Here is a 16,090-nt window from a genome sequence, read left to right as displayed (position 1 = left end):
TCAGTTGAACATTCACGCTTGAAACGCTCACGCGCGCGCAACACGTGGGCGCCGGCTCTTGCCGAGCTTCATCATCACGCCATAGACGAGCGCCGCAATGGCGAGCCCCACGAACCACGCATAGGTGTAAATGCTTTTGAACGCATCGGGCACGGTGGCAAACGCATTCGGGAACGCGACATTGAGAAAGCCCGGCAGGTTCGGCAGCACGCCTGCGATCAGCGCGATCACGGCAGCCGGATTCCAGCCGTTCGAGTAGGCGTATTCGCCGTTTTCCTCGAACAGCTGGGCCGTGTCGAGGCGTGTGCTGCGAACGAGAAAGTAGTCGACCATCAGGATGCCGGCCACAGGCCCAAGCAGCGCCGAATAACCGACGAGCCACGTGAAGATGTAGCCCTGGGTGGTGGCAAGGATCTTCCACGGCATCATCACGATGGCGATACCCGCGGTGATGAGACCGCCCGTCTTGTACGAGATGCCCTTGGGCCAGAGGCTCGAGAAGTCGTAAGCTGGCCCGACGAGATTCGCGGCGAGATTGCAGCACATCGTGTCCAGTGTGAGGATGATGAGCGCGATGCCCACACCGACGCCCTCCATGCGACTCGTGAGGTCGATCGGGTCCCAGATCGCCCTTCCGTAAATCACAACCGTTGCCGAGGTCACGACCACGGAGACCACCGAGAGCAACGCCATCGGAATGGGCAGGCCGATGGCCTGGCCCACGAACTGGTCTTTTTGCGTTTTTGCGAAACGCGTGAAGTCGGGAATGTTGAGCGCGAGCGTGGCCCAGAAGCCCACCATGGCCGTGAGGCTCGGCCAGAACGTCGCCCAGAAGAGGCCCGCCTTCTTGCCGCCGGCGGCGAACTGTGACGGTTGCGACAGCATCGAGCCCACGCCGCCTGCCTTCGAACATGCCCACCACACGAGCACTGCGCACATCACCACCTTGATGGGCGCGGACCAGCTTTCGAGCCAGCGGATCGAATCGGTGCCGTGCAGGATGAAGTACAGCTGGAACACCCAGAAGACGAGGAAGCAGCTAGCCTGTCCGATCGAAATGCCGAGCCACGGCAGTGCGTCGCCCACCAGCGCGTTGTGCGTGAGGATGTTGACGAGCGTATAGATGGCGCTGCCGCCAAGCCATGATTGAATGCCGTACCAGCCGCACGCCACGACGGCGCGCAGCATGGCTGGCAGCTTCGCGCCCTGGGTGCCGAACGACGCTCGCACGAGCACCGCATAAGGAATGCCGTACTTCGTACCCGCATGACCGATCAGCAGCATCGGCATGAGCACGATCAGATTGCCGAGCAGCACGGTTAGCACGGCCTGCCATGGCGCCATGCCCTGCTCGGTGAGGCCGGCGGCGAGCATGTAGGAGGCGATGTTCATCACCATGCCTACCCATAGTGCCGCGAAGTGATACCAGCGCCATGTGCGCTGCGCAACGCCGGTGGGCGCGAGGTCATCGTTGTATAGCTCGCTTTCGGCGCGGCGCGCATTGGCGTCGACTGCAAAGGGCTGGCTCATGACGTGGGTTCTCCGTGCTTGTCGTGGGTCCGGCTCGATCCGGCTTCGAAATGTCAGGCGGCTTTCGGGTCGGCGACACGCGCCGGGTTGTTCGGGTGCGTGGTCCAGTTCTCGTAGCGCTCGCCCGAATCGACGCGCTCCATCGTGATGCATTGATCGACCGGGCAAACATGCATGCATAGATTGCACCCGACGCAGTTCGCATCGACCACCTCGAAGTGGCGCTTGCCGTCGCGCGTGGCGGTGATCGCCTGATGCGAGGTGTCTTCGCAGGCGATATGGCAGAGCCCGCACTGGATGCAGCGGTCCTGATCGATACGCGCCTTGATGTCGTAGTTGAGGTTCAGGTATTGCCAGTCGGTGACGTTCGGCACGGCGCGGCCGCGAATGGCGTCGAGGCTGGCGTACCCTTTGTCGTCCATCCAGTTGGAAAGGCCGTCGATCATGCCGCTGACGATCCGGAAACCGTAGTGCATCGCCGCGGTGCATACTTGCACGCTGCCCGCTCCCAGCACGATGAATTCCGCGGCGTCGCGCCAGTCGGAAATGCCCCCGATGCCAGAGATGGGCAAGCCTTGCGTTTGCGGGTCGCGCGCAATCTCCGCGACCATGTGCAGTGCAATGGGCTTCGCGGCAGGACCGCAATAGCCGCCATGCGTGCCCTTGCCGTCCACGGTGGGCAGCGGCGCCATGACGTCGAGATCGACACCGACGATCGAGTTGATGGTATTGATGAGCGAGACGCCGTCCGCACCACCCTTCATCGCCGCGCGCGCGCCGTGACGAATGTCGGCGACGTTCGGTGTGAGCTTTACGAGGCAAGGCAGCCGCGTGCCTTCCTTCACCCAGCGGGTGACCATTTCGATGTACTCGGGCACCTGACCCACCGCCGCGCCCATGCCGCGCTCGCTCATGCCGTGCGGACAGCCGAAGTTCAGCTCCACGGCGTCCGCGCCAGTGTCTTCCACCTGAGGCAGAATCCACTTCCAGTCGTGCTCGTTGCAAGGGACCATCAGCGAGACGATGAGCGCCCGGTCGGGCCAGTCCCGCTTCACCTGCGCGATTTCCTTTAAGTTCACGTCGAGCGGCCGGTCGGTGATGAGCTCGATGTTGTTCAGACCCGCGATGCGCTGGCCGCGCCAGGTGGTGGCGCCATAGCGCGAGCTTACGTTCACCACGTGCGGGTCGAGCCCGAGCGTCTTCCAGACCACGCCGCCCCAACCCGCCTCGAAGGCGCGATTGACGTTGTAGGCCTTGTCGGTGGGCGGCGCGGAAGCGAGCCAGAACGGGTTGGGCGATTGAATGCCGGCAATCGTGCAGCGCAAGTCGGCCATGATGCGACTCCTTCGTTTTATCTGGATTCGGTGCAGCTATCACGCGGCTCGGGCGGCCCTGGCGGACTGATTCGCAAGGAAGCGGTCGATCGCATGCGCAGCGAGCTTGCCGTCCTGCACGGCCTGGACGGTCAGATCGGTTGCGCCGTGGCCGGCACAGTCGCCGCCAGCGAAAACGCCCGCGAGCGAGGTGGCGCCGTTTGCATCCACTGCGACGCGCCGGCCGTTGCCGGTGAGTTGCAGTCCGTCGAGACCTGCGGGTAAGAGCGTCTGGCCGATTGCCTTCAGCACCATATCGGCCTCCACGCGCACGATCTCCCCAGTGCCGCGCAATGCGCCGCTCATATCGAGCCCGGCGCACTCGAATTCCACGGCCCGCACCTGCGTGTCGCCGACGATTCGCAGCGGCTTCATCCACTCGGCCAGCGTCACACCCTGGCTACGCGCGAATTCCAGTTCGGCCCAGGTGGCGCTCATCTGCGCCGCGCCGCGACGATAGGCGAGCGTCACTTGCTCCGCGCCCAGCTTGCGGCTTTGCACGGCGGCGTCGATTGCCGTATTGCCGCCTCCGAGCACCACCACCTTGCGACCGACGGGCACGCTGGCCAGATCGTCGGCCTCGCGCACGCGCGCGATGAAATCCACGGCATCGAGCACGCCGTCGAGCAGTTCGCCTTCGATGGAGAGCGTATGCGTGCCGCCAAGGCCCACGCCGATGAACACCGCGTCATACGCCGCGCGTAACTCCACAAGCGTCACGTCATGCCCCAGTCGCTGGCCCTGGCGCAGTTCTATCCCGCCAACGGAAAGAAGCCACCGCACTTCGCGCTGCGCGTAGTCGTCGACGGTCTTGTACGCCGCTATGCCGTACTCGTTCAGGCCGCCCGGATGTTCGCGCGCGTCGAAGACGCTCACGCGATGCCCGGCAAGCGCGAGCGTGTGCGCGCAGGCGAGACCCGCGGGACCCGCGCCGACCACGGCAACATGACGGCCTGTCTCGCTGGCGCGCTTGAAGAGCGCAGGGGCACCGGCGGCTTCGCGGGCCATCTGGAAGTCGGTGGCATGACGTTGCAGCGCGCCGATCTGAACGGGCTCGCCATCCTGATGATTTCTCACGCAGGCGCCTTCGCAGAGAATCTCGGTCGGGCACACGCGTGCGCACATGCCGCCTAGCGGGTTCGCGCTGAGGATATCGCGCGCCGCGCCCTTGAGATTGCCGTTGCCGATCTTGCGGATGAAACCGGGAATGTCGATGCCCGTGGGGCACGCGTTCACGCAAGGCGCGTCGTAACAGTAATGACAGCGGTCGGCGGCGATCACGGCCGCATTCGCGGAAAGCGGCGGCGCGACGTCGGCGAAATTGCAGCCCAGTTGCTCGGCACTGAGACGGCCTGGCGCGATGCCGTTGGCGGCATTCGAGGTGGTCTGGGACATCCGGATGCTCCTTGCGCGGCAAAACACGGGTCCGCCGGCCGTGTGCGTGACGTGCGCGGCCGGTACGTGGGGAATCGTTGGAAAGACAGCGCGGCGCTGAGACCGCTTGCGTTCGATCGAAATTGCGTCAGCCGGGCTCCCTCGCACGTTCGAGCATGGCGTGCAGCAACACGTTCGCGCCGGCTTCGATCCATTCGATCGTCGCGTCCTCGACTTCGTTGTGGCTGATGCCGTCGATGCACGGTACGAACACCATCGAGGTCGGCGCGACCGTCGCGAGATAGCACGCGTCGTGACCTGCGCCCGAAACGATGTCGCGATTCGAATAGCCGAAGCGCTCGGCCGCCGCGCGCACGGACTTCACGCACGCCTCGTCGAACGGCACCGGCGCGTAGTAGAAAATCTGCTCGACGTCGGCTTCGAGCTTGCCCTGTTCCGCGATCTTCGCGATGCCTTCGCGCAGCTCGGCGTTCATCTGCGCCAGCACCTCGTCCTGCGGATGGCGAAAATCGATGGTGAAGAACACGCGGCCCGGAATCACGTTGCGCGAATTCGGATGCACCTGCATCATGCCGACCGTCGCGCACGCGAGCGGCGCATGACGCAGGCCGATTTCGTTGACGAGTTGCACGACGCGCGAGGCGCCCAGCAGCGCGTCGCGGCGGCGCGGCATGGGCGTAGGCCCCGCGTGCGCCTCCTGGCCCGTGAGCACGACTTCGTACCAGCGCTGACCTTGCGCGTCGGTGACCACGCCGATCGTCCTGTTTTCGGCCTCGAGTATTGGCCCCTGTTCGATGTGCAGTTCGAACGCCGCGTGAATCTTGCGGCCGCCGCACGGCAACGCGCCCGCGTAGCCGATGCGCTGCAATTCCTCGCCGATGGTCTTGCCCTCGACGTCCTTGCGCGACAGTCCGTACTCGAGCGCAAACACACCCGCAAATACGCCCGAGGCGACCATCGCCGGCGCGAAGCGCGAGCCTTCTTCGTTGGTCCAGATCACCGTTTCAACAGGGCGCTCGGTTTCGATGCCGTAATCGTTGAGCGAGCGAATCACTTCGAGGCCGCCGAGCACCCCATAGATACCGTCGAAGCGCCCACCGGTTGGCTGCGAGTCGGCGTGCGAGCCGGTCATCACGGGCGGCAGGTCGTTGTTGCGCCCCGCGCGGCGCATAAACACGTTGCCCATCTGATCGACACTGATCGTGCAGCGCGCCTCTTTCGCCCATTGCACGATGAGATCGCGGCCCTGCTTGTCGAGGTCGGTCAGCGCAAGACGGCACACGCCGCCTTTGGGCGTGGCGCCAATCCTGGCCATCTCCATCAGGCTGTCCCACAATCGCTGACCGTTCACGTGGATCGCGGTCGTCAGCGCGGCTTCGCTTACTGCGTTCATGCGTGTTCTCCTGTCCGTGCTTGTCAAACGTGCATGCATGCCACCGTGTTGGGGCACGAAGGATCACGACGGTGCACGTCTCGATGGCACTGCGCGGCCCCTGAAACCCAGCCCTTCGAATCCTGTCCGATTGGACAGGTTTTAGACGAGAAACTTCGCGAATTCAATGCGGAGTTACGAGCGAGAAGCGTGCCATTGATGCTGCAGCGCGTGAAAAAACCAGGCGTCCGTGCTGCGCGTTTCTCCGGATGTCGGTGAATTCGCAGCGCACTTGCATCGTGGCTACAATGATTCCCGCATGCGCGCGCCGCCGCGCTCCTTTTCTCTTCCGAATGGACCGAACATGCGCGACGACGAACCCACCACGCGAGCCGCGCCCCTCGCGACGCGCGGCACCGCGCAGGCGCAACGAGCCGCCGACACATCGCACAAGCCACAGCGGCGCAAAGCCTCCATTCGTGCGTCGAATGAATCCCATCTACTCGCCTGTGCCGAAGCCGTGTTCGCTGAACGCGGATTCGAAGGCGCGAGCACGGCGCTGATCGCCGAGCGCGCGGGTTTACCGAAGGCGAATCTGCACTATTACTTCCCGACCAAGCTGGCGCTGTACTGGCGTGTACTCGACGATGTGTTCGAGGAATGGAACGCCGCCGCCAACCTGTTCGATGCAAGCGACGATCCGATCGAGGCGATTGGCGGCTACGTGCGCGCCAAGATGGCCCTGTCACGGCGCCGCCCACTTGGATCGAAGGTGTGGGCCAACGAAATAATCAGCGGGGCGCTGCACATGCAAGAGATCCTGCTCGAACGCGTGAAGCCGTGGATGGACACACGCGTGAAGCTGATCGAGCGATGGATAGCCAAAGGGTTGCTCGCGCCCGTCGACCCTCGGACGCTCCTCTTCATGATCTGGGCGACCACGCAGCACTACGCCGATTTCGAGGCTCAAATATGCGCGCTCTCGGGCAAACGCGCGCTCTCGACGAAGCGCTTCGAGGCTACGACGGAAGAAGTGGTGAGCATGATCCTGCGGGCGAGCGGAGCGCGATCGCCGGTCCGATGAATCGTTTAGGGAGTTTCCCTGATGACGTCATTTTCTCGTTGCCGCGGTCGCTGTTTTGCGCGTTAATGTAAGCGCTAACACGCCCAACAAGCAGCAACACACCCTCATTCACACATGTCATCGTCAAAAATGCTCGAAAATGTAAGCGCTACCATTCAATCTGCGGACCAGCATTCCTGGGACCGGATCGTCGTGGTCGGCAGTGCGAACATGGATCTCGTTGTCCACGCAGAGCGACTTCCGGCGCGCGGCGAAACCTTGCTCGGTGGCGCGTTCGCTACATTCGCCGGCGGCAAGGGCGCCAATCAGGCGGTGGCGGCGGCGCGTCTCGGCGCATCGGTGGCAATGCTCGGCTGTGTCGGCCGCGACGAATTCGGCGCGCAGCTTCGCGACGGCCTTCAGCACGAACACATCGACACCGCGCACTTGCATACGGTCGATGGCACGTCGAGCGGCATCGCCGCCATCACCGTGGCCGCGGACGGTGCGAATACGATCGTCGTTTCGCCCGGCGCCAACGCCGCGCTCACGCCCGATCACCTGGACGCCGCGGCTGCCGGCATCGCTGCCGCCGGCATGCTCATTTGCCAGCTCGAAGTGCCGCTCGATACCGTGCGGCACGCGATTGCGCTCGCGGCAAAGTTCGGCACCCCAGTGCTGCTGAATCCCGCCCCGGCGCAGGCCCTTCCAGACGCACTTTACGAACAGACCAGCTTGCTCATCCTCAATGAATCGGAAGCGGCGTTGCTGGCGCAGGTTCCCGTCGATAGTCCCGCTTCTGCGCGCGAGGCGGCGACGCGTTTGCGCGCGAAAGGCGTGGAGACGGTGATCGTCACGCTCGGCGCGCAGGGCGTCTGGTATGCGACGACCGGAGAGGAAGGCCATCTGCCCGCGCTGCGCGTCGATGCGATCGACACCACGGCAGCCGGCGACACCTTCGTGGGAGGCTTCGCAGCCGAGCGCGTGCGCGGCGCGAGCATCCGCGGCGCGATCGACTTCGCTCAGCGAGCCGCGGCGCTCAGCGTCACGCGTGAAGGCGCGCAGGCATCCATCCCGACACAGTTCGAAGTGCGGGCGCAACCCACGTTCGCGGCGGCGGTTTCATAGACCCGGCTGCGCGACGTCGCAGTCCATTATTCATAAGACGACACGGAGACGACAGCATGAACCCAACCCCCGCGCCCGAACAGGCACCATCCCGCGTGCGCCGCGCCCAGATCGTGGCGCTTGCGCTGCTGATGGTGAGCGGCATCGTGAACTATCTCGACCGGGGGACGCTCGCGGTCGCCAATCCACTGATCCGCAAGGATCTCGGTCTGTCGCTCGGCGAAATGGGGCTGCTGCTATCGGCGTTCTCCTGGAGTTATGCACTGTTTCAATTGCCGGTCGGCGGCCTCGTCGACCGCATCGGCCCGCGCAGGCTGCTGGGTTGCGGCCTGATCCTGTGGTCGCTCGCGCAGGCGGCGGGCGGCATCGTGTCCACCTTCGGCTGGTTCGTCATCGCGCGCATCGTGCTCGGGATCGGCGAGTCGCCGCAGTTTCCGTCCGCGGCGCGCGTCGTGAGCAACTGGTTTCCGCTGCGCGCGCGAGGCAAGCCGACCGGCATCTTCAATTCAGCGTCGCCGCTCGGAACCGCGCTCGCACCGCTGTGCCTGTCGGTCCTCGTCGTCGAATTTCACTGGCGTTGGGCCTTCATTATTACGGGCGCGCTCGGCCTCGTGGTGGCGGTGATCTGGCTGGCGGTTTATCGCGACCCGAATCCGGCGACGCTGACGCCGGAAGAAAGGCGCTATCTGAAGGGCGACGCCGCCGAGACGAAGCCCGCCGAAAGCCTGAGCTTCGCGGACTGGCGCGCCCTCTTCTCGAACCTGACGACGTGGGGCATGCTGATCGGCTTCTTCGGCTCGGTGTATCTGAACTGGGTCTATCTGACCTGGCTGCCCGGCTATCTGACGATGCAGCGCCACATGACGCTGATCCACACGGGCATCGCGGCCTCGGTGCCGTTCTTCTGCGGCTTTCTCGGCGCGCTCTGCGCGGGATGGTTCTCCGACCTCATCACGAAGAAGAGCGCCTCGCCGGTGGCGAGCAGACGTAACGCGGTCGTCATCGCGATGCTCGGGATGGTCGCGTTTACCGTGCCCGCCGCGCTCGTCGAAAGCAATACGATCGCGATCGTCTGCATCTCCGTGGTGATTTTTCTCGCCAACGCGGCGTCCGCCTGCTCATGGGCGCTCGCGACGGCCGCTGCGCCCGCCAACCGCGTCGGCTCGCTTGGCGCGATCCAGAACTTCGGCGGCTTTCTGGGCGGCGCGCTCGCGCCCATTCTCACGGGCTACATCGCGCAGGCGTGGTCCTTCGTGCCGGCTCTGCTGACGGCTGCCGCGATTGCCTTCGTCGGCGCCATGAGCTATCTGTTTCTGGTGCGCAAACCGATCGAAAGCGAACCGGAACCGGGCAGCCCGGCACGGGCACCCGCTTGATGAACTGCCCGTTCAACCCTGCTAAGGACAACACCGACATGACCCTCCCTACTTCTTCGACGCGCTCGTCGCAATCGATCGAAGGCATCGTGCCCGTGATGCTGACGCCTTTCGACGACGACGGCGCCATCGACTATGCCGGGCTCGAACGGCTGATCGAGTGGTATCTCGCGCACGGCTCGGACGCGCTGTTCGCCGTGGCGCAGTCGAGCGAGATGCAATTTCTCAGCCTTGCGGAGCGCGCGGCACTTGGCCGCTTCGTGGTCGAGCGCGTGGGCGGCCGCGTGCCGGTGGTGGTCTCGGGCCATATCAGCGATGAACCCGACGCGCAGGCTGAAGAGCTGAACGCCGCCGCGGCGACCGGCGCGGATGGGATCGTGCTGGTGACGAACCGGCTCGATCCAGCCCGCGACGGCACGCAAGCGTTCTCAACGAACTTGCGCCGCCTGATGAGCCGCTTGCCTTCCGACATACCGCTCGGGCTATACGAATGCCCGGCTCCCTACCGGCGCCTGCTATCCGACGACGAGCTCAAGATGTGCATCGACACCGGCCGCTTCGTGATGTTGAAGGACGTGAGTTGCGATCTCGACACGGTGAAGCGCCGCGTTGCCCTGGCGAAGGGTTCGCCCATGAAGATCCTTAACGCGAATGCCGCGATTGCCTGGGATGCGATGAAAGCCGGATCCGCGGGATTCAACGGCGTGTTCACGAACTTCCATCCGGACCTGTACAACTGGCTGCGCAATCGCGCCGACGAGAACCCAGCGCTCGCCCGCGAGCTCTCGATCTTTCTCGCGGTCGCGGCGGTATCCGAGGCACTCGGCTATCCGGCGCTCGCGAAGATGTACCACCAGCGCATCGGCACGTTCCAGTCCATTCGCTGCCGCGCGATCGACTACGACGTGCGCGAACGCTTCTGGGCGCTCGACGCGGTGCTCGACAAGATCGTCGAAGGTACCGGGCATTTCCGCTCGCGCATCGCAGCGGGGGCCTGACGGATGCGCCGTTGTGTCGCGCCGCGAGTAAGATGACGGGCTCCCTGTACGAAACCTGAACGTCGATGCCTCGCTCTTCCGCCTCTGACTCTGCTCTCGAAGAAAAACCGTCACCAGCCGGGCGGGCGGCCGGGGCGCGCTCCCGCCGCAGCACGGGGCGCACGGTGCTGTCCGACGTGGCGAAGCTCGCGGGCGTATCCACGGCGACGGTATCGCGCGTCTACAACGAGCCCAGCAAAGTGTCGGACAGCGTGCGCGAGCGCGTCGAGCGGGCTGCGCTGGAGCTGAACTGGTTTCCGAATGCAGCCGGACGTGCGCTCGCATCCACACGCAGCCACATTGCGGGCATCGTCATTCCGACGCTCGATGATCAGGTGTTTGCCTCGCAGGTGAGCGGCATGCAGGCTGCGTTCGCCGCGCGCGGCATCACGCTTTTTCTCGGGTGCTCGAACTACGATCCTAAAGAGGCTCTCTCCCAGGTTCAAGCGATGCTCGCGCGCGGCGTGGAGGCGATCGCGGTGGTGGGCGAAGCGCATCCGCCGGAGCTCTTTGATGCGCTACGAGTCTGGCGCGTGCCCTACGTCGTGCTTTATGCGTGGCGCAAAGGCAGTCCGCACGATTGCATCGGCGTTGACAACCGCGCCGCGTATGAAGAGATCACCGAGCATCTCGTCGCGCTCGGTCATCGGTCGTTTGCGGTCTGCATCCAACCGACGCGCGACAACGACCGTGTGCAGGCGCGGCTCGCAGGCATCCGCATCGCGCTGGAGCGTCATGGCCTCGCGGTGCGGCCGGAGCACCTCGTCGAAGGTGAATCCACGCTCGATTTTGGCCGGCGCGCATTGCGCTCGCTCTGGCAACAGCCGGGGCCGCGTCCGACAGCGATCATCTGCGGCAACGATCATATTGCGCTCGGCATTTTGCGGGAGGCGGAAGAGTTGGGCATCGCCATTCCCGAGCGACTTTCGGTCACCGGCTTCGACGATCTCGCGATCGCACGCGAAGCGCGCCCGCCCCTCACGACGATGTATGTGGACACACGCGAGATCGGCACGGTCGCCGCGAGGCATCTGCTCGACGCGCTGGACGGCCGGGCAACGCGACAAGGATATGCGCTGCCTGCGGTGCTAAAAGTACGCGGGTCAACAGGGCCGTATCCCGATGCGGCTGGCAAAAGATGATGTCCTCGTGTGCGCTTGCGGAAGCAGACGTGCATTTTTCGAAGAATTGCTAATCGCTATTAGGCCAGACGGCTTTGCAGTAAGGTTGTCGCTTTCATGTACCGAACGGCATGAACGGCTGAAAGCTCAATGACGGCGTTGAGTCCAGAGGCGGCGCGAGTACTCAAACGTCTGAATCATCCGCTCGCGTTCCGTGCAAAAAGCTGGTCTCGCCGACTTGGATATCCCGCCAGGCGCCCTATACTTAAAGAAAGCCGCGCGGAAGCCGGCCCCGGATGCAGAAGCGGACGAGAAATCGTTCATTGGGGCGCGGTAGCGGGGCCACGGAAACGCCCGTGTGAATAACGCGGGCGTTTTCTTTTTTGTGCCCCGATCGTGCAGGCGCCCTGCCCTATGGCAGGGTGCCGAAGGAATGGTGGTCCGATGTCCGCGGGGTGCGCCAACCCAAGCGTGTGCGCATTCCACCCCGGCGACTACGAGGAAGTCGAAGATCCGAGGGCTCGTCAGTACTTCGCGGTTCGCCGGTTGAGGCTAGCTGCTCGCTCGAGTCCCAGCCGACACGCGGCAGGTTTCGACTTCTCAGTGTATGCGCGCGAGGTTACGAAGGAGCGAATCGCCGTCCTGCGTCACGCGAGGTCGCACTGCCCCGCCGGCAAGCCTCTCCATGGTGACGAGCTGACGTTCAAGCAGCGTATCGAGTTCTTCCCGCTCGGCAATGTGGTCAGCCGAATCCCTGACCAGCATCAATGTCGCAAATTCATGGGCGCTGAGCATGCTTGCCTCCTGATAGCTTGAGTAGGTGCTGTATGGATTGTGTTGGCTGAGGCACTCGCTTTTGACGTCGCCTGCCGATGGCGCGCTCGCTGCAATGGCGCGGGGAGTTGATGGTAGGGGGAGCGCAGCGGCGCGGCAATCCAGGGTCGTCCCGCATATTGGGTCGATTGGGGAGTACCGCACTGCAACAAATGCGGTTGCGATCACGCAAAAACGGGTTTCGGCGCGCTGGAGATTGGGAGGATCGTCGACGTAGCCGTTCGGGCTGTACGCCGCCTTCTCGAGTTGAGCCAGTTCGGCCGCCAATGACTACAATTTAGGGATGGTCGCATTCCCCAAGGAGGCTACCATGACTCAATCAATGATCAGTTTCTGGGTTGGCCTTGTGGTTCTCGTTGTCGTTGCATCGGCCTTGTCCAGGCGCTACAGGCGCGATCACCCGGGAGAGAGCCTGAGTCAGTGGCTCGACACGCATCATATGAGCTGGATGCATCGCAAGCACTAGCTGGCGGCGCGGGCTGACGCCGAGGAGCGCACTATGGCCTTCACCCTCACCTCACAAGCTTTCCACGAAGGAAGCGAGATTCCTCGGCGCTACACCTGCACGGGCGCGGACGTCTCCCCGCCGCTCTCGTGGTCCGGAGTACCCGCCAATGCGAAAAGCCTCGTGCTGATCGTCGACGACCCCGACGCGCCCGACCCGGCCGCGCCACGGATGACGTGGGTACACTGGGTGCTTTACAACATCCCGACGACGGCTCCTGGTGTTCAGGAGGGCGTCACTTCGGGCGCGCTTCCGGCAGGCACACTTGAAGGCACCAACGACTTCCATCGCACCACGTATGGCGGCCCATGCCCGCCCACTGGCCGTCATCGGTATTTCCATAAGCTCTACGCGCTCGACACCGTGCTGCCCGATCTTCACAAGCCCACAAAGGCGGCGTTGGAAAAGGCGATGGAAGGCCATGTCGTGGCGCACACCGAACTGCTCGGCACATTCAAGAAGTAACACGCAGACCCCTGGACGCTACTTGTCCGGGATTGTCGATTCCGTGTCGATGCTGGCGGTGCTGGTGTTTGAGCGTGTTGTGATGCCCTCTTCGCGTGGTGGCTCGACAGAATAGTCGCGATGATGCGCCAATGCCGGCCGCCCTTCTGCCCGAACACGTGAAAGGTCGGCAGCGCCGCCCAACCGGCTTGGGCTCTATGGATCAACCGACGCATCAAATACCAACATCGCCCCGTCTATATTGACAAAATTCCACATACCAACGATCGCATGGAGTCTTACTTTATGAGTCAAGCCCGCGGTCTCTCCATTTTCAAACCTCAGTCTCCTTCAGGCGATGCTCAGCTGTTCGAGTTTGGTGTCGACCAGCTGTTTCTTCAGTTCCGGCACGCAGGACCCGCAGTTGCCGCCGGCTTTCAGGCACGCGGTAATCTCTGCGGCGGTCTTTAGTCCCTGCTCGCGGATCGCCGCACAGATCGTATTGCGCCCGACACCGAAGCACGAACAGACCGTCGGTCCCGTATCGGCGCCCTTGCCGATTGGCTGACCCAGCGGCGCGGCAACCGGGTTTGACCTTGCGCGAAGCGATGACAGGCGCCCCAGAATTCCCGCACCAGTTCGCGATTGCCCCGCGCGCGGCAGCAACGCGCGCATTCAGCGCGACGATGTTTGCACGGGAGATCGCTGCCAGTTCGTCGACGACGGTTAACTGACGCCGGCGCGCCGCCCGAAAGCCAATTTCCCAATGGCTTCATATCCATTCCGTTATACAACACATAACGAATCAATATTTCGGCCTTGATATTGACTCACCACCATCATCGCTGACGCGACGCAGCCAGTCGTCTGGACGACTGGCGTCGTCTCCTTCCCGTTCCCCATCTTCGGAGACTCCATGAGAACAAACTTCGCTCGCGCGGTGGTGCGCTCACTGCGCCCTGCGGTTACGCTTTTAGCCGCGCTTGGCATCTATGTCGCGTTGAGCCCCACTGCCACCGCCGCGGTGCCGATGGGCGTCGCGTTCGTCTACCTCGGCAACCCCGGTGACGCTGGCTGGACCTACGCACACGAACAGGGTGTGAAGGCGATCGAAGCGAGGTTCGGTGACAAGATCAAGGTCACGCGCGTCGAGAACGTACCCGAATCCGCTGACTCGGAGCGCGTGTTTCGCGACCTCGCGAACAAGGGCAACAAGATTATCGTGGGCTCGAGCTTCGGATTCCAGGACTTCGAACTGAAGACTGCAAAGGATTATCCCGACGTCGTCTTCGAGCATGCGACCGGATACAAGAAGGCCACGAACTTTGCGACCTATGACGTGCGCACGTACCAGAGCGCCTATCTGGCTGGGCTCGTCGCCGGCTATACGACGAAGACGAATACGCTCGGCTTCGTCGCCTCGGTGCCGGTCCCGGAAGTGGTGCGCAACATTAACGCCTTCACAATGGTGCGCGTTCGATCAATCCGAATGCGAAGGTCAAGGTCATATGGATCAATAGCTGGTTCGATCCAGGCAAGGAAAAACAGGCGGCCGAAACGCTGATTGGCCAGGGAGCCGACGTGCTGATCCAGAACACCGATTCGACGGCGACAATGCAGACTGCCGAGCAGAAGAATGTGCACGCGTTCGGTTGGGACTCGGACATGAAGAAGTTCGGCCCGAATGCCCAACTGGGCGCATGCGTGAGCTACTGGGGCGTCTACTACTCTCACCTGATCGAACAGGTGCAATCCGGCACGTGGACCAACGCGCCGACGTGGTGGGGTCTCAAGGAAAAAGCAATCGACCTCGCTGACATCAACACTGCAGCCGTATCGCCTGCCGCGCAAAAGGCGCTGGCGCAAAAGCGCGACGACATTATCGCTGGCAGATTCGATCCGTTCTCCGGACCGATCAGGGATCAGAATGGCGCGATCAAGGTGGCAGCAGGCACGTCGCTGCCCGACGCCGAGTTGCTGCGGCTCAACTGGTTCGTGCAGGGGGTCGAGGGCACGTTACCGAAGTAACTCAGCCAACGTGGAGGAGACACACTTTGAGCCTTGTCATTTCCCCGAAACAGAACGCGTCGGCGTTCCCTGAGCAGGGGCTCGCGCCGACACGCGAGCAGATCGTCCGCCATCTGCGTCACGCAAGCGTTATCGCAGAACGTGCGATGCTGTTGGGCCGTCACCCGTTTGGCGCCATACTCGTCGGGCCTGATCAGGAGTCGGTTCTAATAGAACAGGGCAATGTCGATTCCGTCAATCATGCGGAAGCGGTGCTCGCGCGTATCGCCGCGCTCAACTTTACGCCGCAATTCTTGTGGGGTTGCACGCTCTATACGACGGTTGAGCCATGTTGCATGTGCGCAGGCACGGCATATTGGGCCAACATTGGGCGGGTGGTTTTTGCAATGACGGAAGAGCGCCTGCTGCAAGCCACGGGCAATCATGCAGAGAATTCGACGATGAGTGTGTCGTCGCGGTATGTCTTCGACCATTGCCAGAAGCGCATTGAACTGGTTGGGCCCGTGGCCGAGGTTGAGGAAGAAGTGATGCAGGTGCAGCGCAGGTTCTGGGGACGCCCATGAGCATGGCGCATCGCGGCCTTATGTTCGCATCATGCCGCGCGCGGAGCCGCCACCGCCCGCGCAGCGGCCGCCGCAGCCACCGCGCCCGCAGGGCTCAGTTCGGGCCTTGCGCAGTTGCGGCCGTTCGCCGGATCAGACCACCCGAACGTACCCCCACGCTGAGAGACGGACAGCATCCTCGCATGACTCGATGGTGAAAGCCCTGCGCCTCGCAAACTCACGCCGGCGATCGAGGAAGCCAGCGGCGCTCACTGGAACGAGCGTGAGCGGAGCACGTTGCTGACCGACCCTCGCGCGCACTTTTCCGGTGAGGTAGGAGCA

12 protein-coding genes and 2 pseudogenes are annotated in these 16,090 nt (G+C 63.5%); 8 read left to right on the top strand and 6 right to left on the bottom strand.

Going from position 1 to position 16,090, the window contains the following annotated elements; all coding sequences use genetic code 11:
* Nucleotides 1–27: 27 nt before the first annotated feature.
* From OKW41_RS21395 to OKW41_RS21380, 4 genes are all read right to left on the bottom strand, one after another.
* A complete protein-coding gene (locus OKW41_RS21395) occupies nt 28–1,530 on the bottom strand; it encodes an NCS1 family nucleobase:cation symporter-1 (protein ID WP_429573878.1) in 1,503 nt (500 codons plus the stop codon).
* A gap of 53 nt (nt 1,531–1,583) precedes the next feature.
* Nucleotides 1,584–2,864, bottom strand: coding sequence for an NAD-dependent dihydropyrimidine dehydrogenase subunit PreA (gene preA, locus OKW41_RS21390; RefSeq protein WP_429573877.1), 1,281 nt, complete (start codon nt 2,862–2,864; stop codon nt 1,584–1,586).
* Between the two features lie 39 nt (nt 2,865–2,903).
* Nucleotides 2,904–4,298: an NAD(P)-dependent oxidoreductase gene (locus OKW41_RS21385; protein ID WP_429573876.1), complete on the bottom strand. Its 1,395-nt coding sequence runs from the start codon at nt 4,296–4,298 to the stop codon at nt 2,904–2,906.
* A gap of 127 nt (nt 4,299–4,425) precedes the next feature.
* Nucleotides 4,426–5,691 (bottom strand): Zn-dependent hydrolase, encoded by a 1,266-nt coding sequence (locus tag OKW41_RS21380; protein WP_429573875.1) that lies wholly within the window; start codon nt 5,689–5,691, stop codon nt 4,426–4,428.
* A 343-nt stretch (nt 5,692–6,034) separates the two neighbouring features.
* On the opposite strand from OKW41_RS21380, the gene OKW41_RS21375 reads away from it, so the two are divergent.
* From OKW41_RS21375 to OKW41_RS21355, 5 genes are all read left to right on the top strand, one after another.
* A complete protein-coding gene (locus OKW41_RS21375; RefSeq protein WP_429573874.1) occupies nt 6,035–6,754 on the top strand; it encodes a TetR/AcrR family transcriptional regulator in 720 nt (239 codons plus the stop codon).
* Between the two features lie 192 nt (nt 6,755–6,946).
* The gene (gene rbsK, locus OKW41_RS21370; protein ID WP_429573873.1) at nt 6,947–7,861 is read left to right on the top strand and encodes a ribokinase; all 915 of its coding nucleotides are present in this window, start codon (nt 6,947–6,949) and stop codon (nt 7,859–7,861) included.
* Between the two features lie 56 nt (nt 7,862–7,917).
* Entirely contained in the window at nt 7,918–9,237 is a 1,320-nt protein-coding gene (locus OKW41_RS21365) for an MFS transporter (protein WP_429447955.1), read from the top strand.
* A 38-nt stretch (nt 9,238–9,275) separates the two neighbouring features.
* Entirely contained in the window at nt 9,276–10,235 is a 960-nt protein-coding gene (locus OKW41_RS21360) for a dihydrodipicolinate synthase family protein (RefSeq protein ID WP_429573872.1), read from the top strand.
* Nucleotides 10,236–10,300: 65 nt separating this feature from the next.
* Complete coding sequence (locus tag OKW41_RS21355; RefSeq protein ID WP_429573871.1) at nt 10,301–11,416, top strand: LacI family DNA-binding transcriptional regulator; 1,116 nt, start codon at nt 10,301–10,303, stop codon at nt 11,414–11,416.
* A 579-nt stretch (nt 11,417–11,995) separates the two neighbouring features.
* On the opposite strand, the gene OKW41_RS21350 is transcribed toward OKW41_RS21355, so the two are convergent.
* Complete coding sequence (locus OKW41_RS21350; protein ID WP_184054110.1) at nt 11,996–12,190, bottom strand: hypothetical protein; 195 nt, start codon at nt 12,188–12,190, stop codon at nt 11,996–11,998.
* A 538-nt stretch (nt 12,191–12,728) separates the two neighbouring features.
* On the opposite strand from OKW41_RS21350, the gene OKW41_RS21345 reads away from it, so the two are divergent.
* Nucleotides 12,729–13,199: a YbhB/YbcL family Raf kinase inhibitor-like protein gene (locus OKW41_RS21345; RefSeq protein ID WP_429573870.1), complete on the top strand. Its 471-nt coding sequence runs from the start codon at nt 12,729–12,731 to the stop codon at nt 13,197–13,199.
* 330 nt (nt 13,200–13,529) lie between these two features.
* On the opposite strand, the pseudogene OKW41_RS21340 reads toward OKW41_RS21345, so the two are convergent.
* Nucleotides 13,530–13,751: pseudogene (locus tag OKW41_RS21340) on the bottom strand ((2Fe-2S)-binding protein); the annotation flags it as partial.
* 343 nt (nt 13,752–14,094) lie between these two features.
* Here OKW41_RS21340 and OKW41_RS21335 point away from each other — a divergent pair.
* A pseudogene (locus OKW41_RS21335) lies at nt 14,095–15,206 on the top strand (BMP family ABC transporter substrate-binding protein).
* A gap of 26 nt (nt 15,207–15,232) precedes the next feature.
* The gene (locus tag OKW41_RS21330; RefSeq protein ID WP_429573869.1) at nt 15,233–15,769 is read left to right on the top strand and encodes a nucleoside deaminase; all 537 of its coding nucleotides are present in this window, start codon (nt 15,233–15,235) and stop codon (nt 15,767–15,769) included.
* The last annotated feature ends 321 nt before the right edge of the window (nt 15,770–16,090 follow it).

Source organism: Paraburkholderia sp. UCT70 (assembly GCF_050434085.1).
GTDB lineage: Bacteria > Pseudomonadota > Gammaproteobacteria > Burkholderiales > Burkholderiaceae > Paraburkholderia > Paraburkholderia tuberum.
The sequence above is the reverse complement of the archived record's forward strand: the minus strand, read 5'-3'. Positions and strand labels throughout refer to the sequence as shown.

Excerpts from the sequence above, each read along its gene's own strand:
- OKW41_RS21380 (WP_429573875.1), bottom strand. The coding sequence starts at position 5,691 with ATGAACGCAGTAAGCGAAGCCGCGCTGACGACCGCGATCCACGTGAAC.
- OKW41_RS21385 (WP_429573876.1), bottom strand. The coding sequence starts at position 4,298 with ATGTCCCAGACCACCTCGAATGCCGCCAACGGCATCGCGCCAGGCCGT.
- OKW41_RS21345 (WP_429573870.1), top strand. The coding sequence starts at position 12,729 with ATGGCCTTCACCCTCACCTCACAAGCTTTCCACGAAGGAAGCGAGATT.
- OKW41_RS21375 (WP_429573874.1), top strand. The coding sequence starts at position 6,035 with ATGCGCGACGACGAACCCACCACGCGAGCCGCGCCCCTCGCGACGCGC.
- OKW41_RS21365 (WP_429447955.1), top strand. The coding sequence starts at position 7,918 with ATGAACCCAACCCCCGCGCCCGAACAGGCACCATCCCGCGTGCGCCGC.
- preA (WP_429573877.1), bottom strand. The coding sequence starts at position 2,864 with ATGGCCGACTTGCGCTGCACGATTGCCGGCATTCAATCGCCCAACCCG.
- OKW41_RS21360 (WP_429573872.1), top strand. The coding sequence starts at position 9,276 with ATGACCCTCCCTACTTCTTCGACGCGCTCGTCGCAATCGATCGAAGGC.
- OKW41_RS21355 (WP_429573871.1), top strand. The coding sequence starts at position 10,301 with ATGCCTCGCTCTTCCGCCTCTGACTCTGCTCTCGAAGAAAAACCGTCA.
- OKW41_RS21350 (WP_184054110.1), bottom strand. The coding sequence starts at position 12,190 with ATGCTCAGCGCCCATGAATTTGCGACATTGATGCTGGTCAGGGATTCG.
- OKW41_RS21395 (WP_429573878.1), bottom strand. The coding sequence starts at position 1,530 with ATGAGCCAGCCCTTTGCAGTCGACGCCAATGCGCGCCGCGCCGAAAGC.